The following is an 8,005-nucleotide window of genomic DNA, read 5'->3' on the forward strand; positions in this document are numbered from 1 at the left end:
TGAGATGTGAGCGCTCGTCGCAGGCGACGGCGGGCGAGTTCGCATCCAAAAAATTGGATGGCGATCCAAATTTTTGGATTTCGCACAAAGAGCCACCATGCGTTGATGATCCTCGATCCAAATTTTTGGATTTTGCATCTGAGTTCATCCAACCGGGCGACGAGCGGGCTTGGAGCAAGAGGCACCGACGTCGGTTGAACGGATGAAGGAATCTTCATCCTCCTACCGTTTGCGGCTCATCGTTTGCGCTCTTCGCTCGATGAAAAGATTTTAATCCTTCTTTCATCTGCGGCTCATCGTACGTTCTCTACACTCTCCGTTCGTCGATTCGGCGAAACGCGCGCTCGGCTTGCATGCTTCGATATGCAAAGCGCCGGGCGCGCGAAGCTTCTGAAGGCGACCCGAAAGAGAATCAGCGGTGAACGATCGGCTGTTGTTTGGCGCGAAGATCAAGGTCATCTTACTGCTCGCTTTGGGGCTTGCAACCAGCGCGCGCGCACAGATGCCGCCTTCCAAGCTTTCTTTGGCGAAAGCAACCGAGTTGCTGATGCAGCGCAATCCAATCCTGCTTGCTGCGCAGCGCAATCTCGACGCGCAGCGCGCGCAGCGCACGGCAGCCGGACTGCGGCCAACGCCGACGCTGACGGCGAGCGCGACGCAGCTTGCGTTGCCGCGCGTGTTCACCCGTCCGGGGCTGCTCTTCAGCACGGGCGACAACACCGCCGCCAACTCAACTTACACGTTCGAAGTGGACCAGCTCATCGAGCGTGGCGACAAGCGCGCGCTGCGCGTCGCGCAAGCCGAGTGGAACGTGCGTTTGGCTGAAGCGCAATGGCGCGACGCTCTGCGTCAGCAGCTCTTCCAGTTGCGGCAGTCCTTTTTCAACGCCGTGTTGGCGCGCGAAAACTCGCGCGTCGCGCGCGAGAACTTGGCTCATTTCGACCGCATGGCGCAAGTGCTGCGCGCCCAATACCGAGAAGGTTACGCTGCGGGCGTGGATCTGCGGCGGATCGAGATCCAGCGGTTCGAGCTGGAGCGCGACGCCGTCGCTGCCGAGCAATCTTACCAGCAGGCGGTGCGCGATGTCTTCAATCTCATTGGCGCTGGCGATGCGCCTTCGGGAGCGGATGTGCGGTTGATCGGCGGACGTGCGGGCGGCGATGCCGAGGCCGATTTGAACGCCATCGAGGGCGATCTCGACATCATCCCCGTGTTGTTGTGGATCGACGACTTGCGCCGATTGGCGCTAGCCAATCGGCCCGACGTGCAAGCGGCGCGTTTCGGGGTTGAAGCAGCTCGGGTCGGCGTGAAGCTGGCGGTCGCCTCCAAAGCGCGCGACATCACGGTCGGCGGGCAGTATGCGCGCACCGGCAGCGACAACACCTTCGGCGTGGTCCTGAGCGTTCCGCTCAAAGTCGGAGCGCGCGCGCGCACCGCGATCGAGCAAGCGACGGCGCTTGAATTACAGGCCGAGGCACAGTTGCGCCAAGCCGAAACGCAAGCTCTGACCGAGGTCGAGAAAGCTTTCATCGCCTACCGCACGAGCCGCGACCGGTTGCGCGCTTTCACCAGCGACGTTCTGGTCGCGGCTGAGCAGGTGCGACGCACGGAGGAAGCGGCTTATCGCGAGGGGGCGCGCGGTTTGATCGATTTTCTCGATGCCCAGCGCGCTTACAACCAACTTCGCATCGAGTACAACCAAGCGCGCTACGATCTTTTGATGAGCCTTTATCAATTGGAGTACGCGACCGGTGCGCGGCTTCTCAACTAACCCGCCGTCAAACGAGATCGCAGGAGAGCCGAGATGGATCAGAAGGTGGTGGAACAGGAGTTGATCGAAAGCGAGGGGATCGGGTTCGATGAAGCAGATAGGCGCGGCGAAGAGCTGGCACAGGGGGTGATCGAAAGCGAGGCGGCTAGCGGCGGAGAAGCGGCATCGCAGCGCTCGTCTTCCAAGCGAAGGAGGCGTTGGTTGATTGCGCTTTTGTTCGCGGTATTGGCCCTCGTCTCCGCTGTGGTTGTGTGGCGAGCGCGCGAGCGGGTTGCGACCGCCGAGCAGGGGAACAAAGCTCAAGATGGGCCATCTCCTGCGGTTGCGCTCACGCCGGACCAGCGCGCGGCGATTGCCACCGAGGTCGTCCTGCGTCGATCCATCGCGCAGGAGATCTCCACGCCGGGCAAGGTGGCCATGCGGCGCATGACGCCGGTCTTCTCGCAGTTCTCCGGACGTTTGGTTCAACTACGCGCCGAAGTGGGCGACCGCGTGCGCGCCGGACAAAGGCTCGGCGTCATCGATTCGCCCGACATCATCGGCCTTGAATCTGATTATCAGCAAGCGCTGGCCGCGCTGGCGACGGCGCGCACGTCGTTCGAGTTAGCGAAGCGGACCAGGGAGCGGGCCGAGCGTTTGGCGGCTGTTGAGGCGATTCCGAAGCGCGAGCTGCAGCAAGCGCAGGCCGATGAGGCGCGGGCGAAGGACGATCTGACGCGCGCTCAAGCGGCGGTGACAGCGGCGCGCGAGCGTTTGCAGAGCGCTGGCATGAACGCTGATGAGATCGCGCAGCTAGATTCCGGCGGGCGCGCGGTCAGTCGGCTCGTGCCGCTGGTGGCGCCCATCGGCGGCGTGATCATCGAAAGGCACGTCGGGCTCGGCCAAGTGGTTCAAGCTGGAGCTGGCGACCCGCTCTTCATGATCGCCGATCTGTCGTCGGTGTGGGTCAACGCCGACATCTACGAGGATCAACTCGCGTATGTGCGCGTTGGTGCGCCGCTGCAAATCAAGGTGGCCGCCTATCCGACGCGCCTCTTCACAGCGCGAGTCGATCAGATCGGCAGCGTGGTCGATCCGGACAAGCACACCATCGCGCTGCGGTGCGTGGTCGCCAATCCAGGGGAGCTGCTCAAACCCGGCATGTTCGTCACGGTGATTCTGCGAGCCGCGGCACGCGCAGAAGTCTTGACCGTTCCAAACACGGCTGTGGTCGTCGAAGGCGAACGTCGCGTGGTCTTCGTCGAGCAACAGCCGGGCCAATTCGTGCGCCGCGAGATCGAGACGGGCGCCGAACAGGAGGGACAAGTGATCGTCAAAGCGGGCCTGCGCGAAGGCGAACGAGTGGTCGTCAACGGCAGCTTGCTGCTCGATGCCGAACAACGGATGAGGAGTTGAATTCGCGCGAGAGGGGACCGGAGATGATCGCGCAACGAATCGTCGCCCTCGCCTTACGTCAAAAGTTCCTCGTCATCGCTGGCGCCTTGTTGGTCGCGCTTGGCGGAGCGCTCGCGTTCCGTGCGCTTCCAGTGGAAGCCTTCCCCGATGTCATCGACACACAAGTGCAGGTGATCACGCAATGGCCCGGGCACGCTGCCGAAGAGGTCGAAAAACAGATCACCTTCCCGATCGAGAACGAGATCAATGGGACGCCGCGTTTAGCCGTGCTCCGTTCCATCTCGCTCTTCGGTCTATCGATCGTTACGGCGACGTTTGAAGACGGTACGGACGACTACTTTGCGCGCGCGCAAATCGTCGAACGCTTGCAGAACGTGACTTTGCCCGAAGGCGTCCAGGCGCAGCTTGGGCCGCTTGCCAGCGCCACGGGCGAGATCTACCGCTACACGATTCAAGCGCCGCCCGAAATGCCGCTCATCGAGGTCAAAGCGTTGCAGGATTGGACGCTCGAACGAGCTTACCGCGCCGTGCCGGGGGTAGCCGACGTGGTCGGTTTTGGTGGTGGGACGAAGCAGTTTCAAGTGCTCGTCGATCCGGCTAAACTGCGCCGCTTCAATCTGACGCTCGGGCAAATCTTCGCCGCTGTGAAGAACGGCAATGGCAACGCTGGCGGGAACTTCATTCAACATGGTGCCGAAGAGTACGTCGTGCGCGGCATCGGGTTGATCCGCGACGAGAACGACATTCGCAACATCGTCGTCGCCGCCCGTGGCGGAACGCCGATTCGGTTGGGCCAGGTGGCCGACGTGCGCATCGACGCGGGAACGCGGCGTGGCATCGTCGGTCGCGACGACAAACCGGATGTGGTCGAAGGCATCGTGTTGCTGCGTCGCGGCGAGAACGCGCTCGAAACCTTGCGCCGGATTGAGGCGAAGACCGCCGAGCTGAACGCTTCGCTGCCCAAGGGGGTGCGCATTGTTCCGCACTACGACCGCACGGAGCTGATCCAGCGCACGGTGCACACGGTCGAGCGCAACCTCGTCGAAGGGGCGTTGCTCGTCGTGCTCGTCCTGTTCATCTTCTTGTTCGACGTACGCGCGGCGTTAGTCGTCGCGGTGGTCATCCCTTTGGCGCTGCTGACGGCTTTCGGCCTCTGTTACCTGTGCGGAATCCCGGCCAATTTGATCAGTTTGGGCGCGATCGATTTCGGCATCATCGTCGATGGCGCGGTCGTCTGTGTGGAAGCCGTCTTCGGCAAAATGGCTTGCCGTCGGCGCAATTTGGTTGAAATCGACCGCACGATCGTCGAGGCGGCGGGCGAAGTGGGGACGCCTATCCTCTTTTCGCAAGTGATCATCATCCTCGCGCTGCTCCCGATCTTCACGTTGCAAAGGGTCGAAGGGAAACTCTTTCGCCCGCTCGCTTTCACCATCTCTTTTGCCATGCTCGGCGCGCTGTTGTGCTCGCTGACGCTCGTGCCCGTCTTGTGCGCGCTCGTGCTGCGTCATGTGCGCGAGCGCGAGAACCCGGTGATGAAGGTCGCGCGCAGAGTTTACCTCCCCGTACTCAGGTACTCGTTGATGAGGCGCGCGACGACGTTTGCTGTACTTGCGAGCGCGTTGCTGCTCGGCGCGACCACCTTCGCCCGACTGGGCACGGACTTTCTGCCCAAGCTCGATGAAGGGGCGATCTGGGTGCGCGCCACCATGCCGAACTCGATCAGCTTGGCGGCGGCAGCCGAGCTGACGCCCAAGATGCGCCAGATTCTGCTCTCCTTCCCAGAAGTCAAGACCACAGTCACGCAACTCGGACGCCCCGATGACGGCACCGATCCGGCTGGAGTCAACAACGCCGAAACCTTCGTTGATCTGCGTCCGAAAGAGCAGTGGCGACCCGGCATGACCAAAGAGAGGTTGGTTGCCGAGATGGAGGCCAAACTCCGCTCGATACCAGGCGTCATCTACGATTTCTCGCAACCGATCACCGACAATGTTGACGAAGCCGTTTCGGGCGTCAAAGGGGCACCGAATTCGATCAAAATCTTCGGCGACGACCTGACGGAGCTACAGCGCCTCGCCGACGAGATCAAAGCGGCCATCGCGCCGGTGCCGGGAATCGCGCAGCTTTCCGACGATCAGTTGGCCGGACAATCTCAATTGCGGATCGAGATCGATCGCGATCGCGCGGCGCGTTACGGTTTGAACGTCGCCGACGTGCAGGACGTCGTCGAAACGGCCATCGGCGGCAAAGTCGCGTCGCGCGTCGTCGAAGGCGAACGGCGCTTCGATCTGGTTGTCCGGTTGATTCCGGAAGCGCGGCTCGATGTCGAGCGCATCGGGGAGATCCCGGTCGCGACCTCCGATGGACAGCTCGTGCCATTGCGCGATGTCGCGCGGCTGGTGATCGCGCAAGGATACACCTACATCAACCGCGAAGCGAACCAACGACGCACGGTGGTCCGTTTCGACGTGCGCGGTCGCGATCTCGGCAGCGCCATTGCCGAAGCGCAACGCGCTGTCCGCGAAAAGGTGCATATCCCGCCCGGCTACCGTTTGGTCTGGTCCGGTCAGTTCGAGAACCAGCAGCGCGCCGTCGCGCGGCTGAAGATCATCCTGCCGCTGACCGTGTTGATGATCTTCATTGTGCTGCGCACCGCGTTCGGTTCGGTTGTCGATGCGCTGCTGATCTTGCTTTGCGTGCCGTTCGGCGCGGTTGGCGGTCTCCTTGCGCTTGAGTTAACCGGACAAACGCTGTCCGTTTCGGCGATCATCGGTTTCATTGCGCTGTTCGGTTTCTCCGTGCTGATCGGCATGTTGCTCGTCGCGGCGTGCAATCACCATCGGCGCCGGACGAACTCCCTTCGTGACGCGGCGGTGCGCGGCGCCGAGCAACAACTGCGTCCGGTGTTGATGACGGCAACGCTGGCCATGCTCGGCTTGCTTCCAGCGGCGGCGTCGACCGAACCGGGATCGGAAGTGCAAAAGCCGCTCGCCATTGTGATCATCGGCGGATTGTGCACGGCGACGGTGCTGACGCTCGTCGCTATGCCGCTCGTTTACGAAATAGTCAAAGGGAGATTCGACCGCGCTTGCCGAAAGTCGCCGCGTTCAGCGAAAATCGCGTTGGCGGAGGAGCAATAAGGCGAGTTTGTGGAAGAGACTGAGATCAAAGAAGTGAGCGTCGAACGGATCGCCGAAGAGGTGCAAGCCGAGGTAGAGCGCGAAGCGCGCGCCTCTTGGAAAAGGTGGTTGGCCCTATCGACAGCGCTGTTCGCGGTGCTTGCAGCCATCGCCTCGCTCAAGTCGGGCAATTTGGCCAACCGCGCGTTGCTGGAGATGGATGAAGCCGTTCTCAAACAGACGCAAGCTGCCGACGAATGGGCTTACTACCAAGCCAAAGGGATCAAGAGCACGGTGCGCGAAAGCGAAGTCGAGCTGTTGGCTTTGGTGCCAACCGGAACAGCGAGCGCGGAGCGAAGCGTCGCGGCTGCGCGCCGAGCAAGCCGAGATCGAGCGTGAGGCGAGGCGGCTCGAAGACGAAAGGACGCTTTTGCAACACGAGGCCGAACAGAATCTGGAACGTCACCACAGGTTCGCACTCGTCGTCACCGTGTTGCAGGTTTCGATCGGGCTGGCGGCCATCGCCGCGCTCGTCGAACGGCGTTTCGTCTGGTACGGAGCGCTGATCATCGGCGCCGTCGGACTGGCGCTCTTCGTCATCGGGTTTCTTCGATGAAAACGATCGGATGTCGGCTCCTTGCGATCTCTTGCGCGCTAAACAAGGCCGCATCGTTGATAATCTGTATATGGGAAAGAGGACCTTGGAAGACGCTCAAGCTCTTACGAGGGGCTTCGCTTTGTTTCACTTGGGTGACGTAGCATAAACGACGAAAGCGAAGCGCGCCGGTTGATCTTCGGCATCGTGCGCTTTGTGAGCAAAAATCAGCCGAGAGTTCGCAGATCAAAACGAAGGGCACACAAATGCCGAACGCGAAGGCACTCTCCCTTATTGGTTCGATCATCGAGGTTTTAGCCGTTCTCGGACTTCTGCTTCACGCGTCGCTTCTTTTGGCAACGTGGAACTTATTGCCCGAATCGATCCCCGTTCATTTCAATTTCGCTGGACAACCAGATGCTTGGGGCGCGAAGACCGAGCTCCTCTTGCTTCTCGCCTTGAGTTCGCTGATCTATCTTGGTCTCAGTTGGTTGGCGCGTCATCCGCAGAAGCTCAACTATCCTTGGCAAATAACTGAACGCAATCGGGCTCGCCAATACGCTTTGGCCGTCTGTTTGCTGCGCGTCCTCAAATTGCAGAGCGTTTGTTTATTCGCCTTCATCAGTTTGCAGATGATCGGCGTTTCGCTCGGCTTCTCAAACGGATTGGGGTATCTGTTTACGCCTGTCGCGGTGCTCGTTACTTTGGCAACGGTGATGGGCTATTTCGTGCTTGCATCACGTTCGTAAAAAGCGCATCGAAAAAACGATCGCGTGCTATTCGGAGCTGAACGTGCGCGCCGTTACGCGCGCGCCTCGATTCGCGCGAAACCTGAAATCGCTGCCAAAGGTTTGGCGCTGCGCGTTTCAAAGATCTGCTTCGAATCAAAGGACGCAGTTCGCCTGAAGGGGAGTCGACTTCGCGGCTCTTTGCACGACGCGCGCGTTCAAGCGCTCAAAAGTTCTCGCACGGGCTGAACCCGTGATCTTCATCCGTGAAGTGCGCATGGCGACATCGCGGCGTAAGATGTAGCGCGAGCCGACCTCATTCGACCCGGTGCGTCCCGGCAGCACCTTTGACGGGGAGGCGAATTGCCTCTCCGTCTGGATGCAATCCGGCTGAGGC

The 8,005-nt window shown here is 61.1% G+C and carries 4 protein-coding genes and 1 pseudogene; all 5 read left to right on the plus strand.

The genetic code is table 11. The annotated features are described in order from the left end of the window. The first annotated feature begins 418 nt into the window (after positions 1-418). The 5 genes and pseudogenes from C4334_RS14085 to C4334_RS14105 all read left to right on the plus strand — a co-directional run bounded on the left by C4334_RS14085 (position 419) and on the right by C4334_RS14105 (position 7,629). The gene (locus tag C4334_RS14085; RefSeq protein ID WP_352432725.1) at positions 419-1,771 is read left to right on the plus strand and encodes a TolC family protein; all 1,353 of its coding nucleotides are present in this window, start codon (positions 419-421) and stop codon (positions 1,769-1,771) included. A gap of 33 nt (positions 1,772-1,804) precedes the next feature. Next, entirely contained in the window at positions 1,805-3,166 is a 1,362-nt protein-coding gene (locus tag C4334_RS14090; protein ID WP_352432726.1) for an efflux RND transporter periplasmic adaptor subunit, read from the plus strand. A gap of 23 nt (positions 3,167-3,189) precedes the next feature. Further along, complete coding sequence (locus C4334_RS14095; protein ID WP_352432727.1) at positions 3,190-6,306, plus strand: efflux RND transporter permease subunit; 3,117 nt, start codon at positions 3,190-3,192, stop codon at positions 6,304-6,306. Between the two features lie 135 nt (positions 6,307-6,441). Continuing rightward, positions 6,442-6,901: pseudogene (locus C4334_RS14100) on the plus strand (DUF4337 domain-containing protein). Between the two features lie 245 nt (positions 6,902-7,146). Next, a complete protein-coding gene (locus C4334_RS14105; RefSeq protein WP_352432728.1) occupies positions 7,147-7,629 on the plus strand; it encodes a DUF1648 domain-containing protein in 483 nt (160 codons plus the stop codon). Positions 7,630-8,005: the final 376 nt, after the last annotated feature.

Origin of the sequence: Pyrinomonas sp. (genome assembly GCF_040289685.1) — a bacterium.
In the GTDB taxonomy this organism is placed as follows: Bacteria; Acidobacteriota; Blastocatellia; order Pyrinomonadales; family Pyrinomonadaceae; genus Pyrinomonas.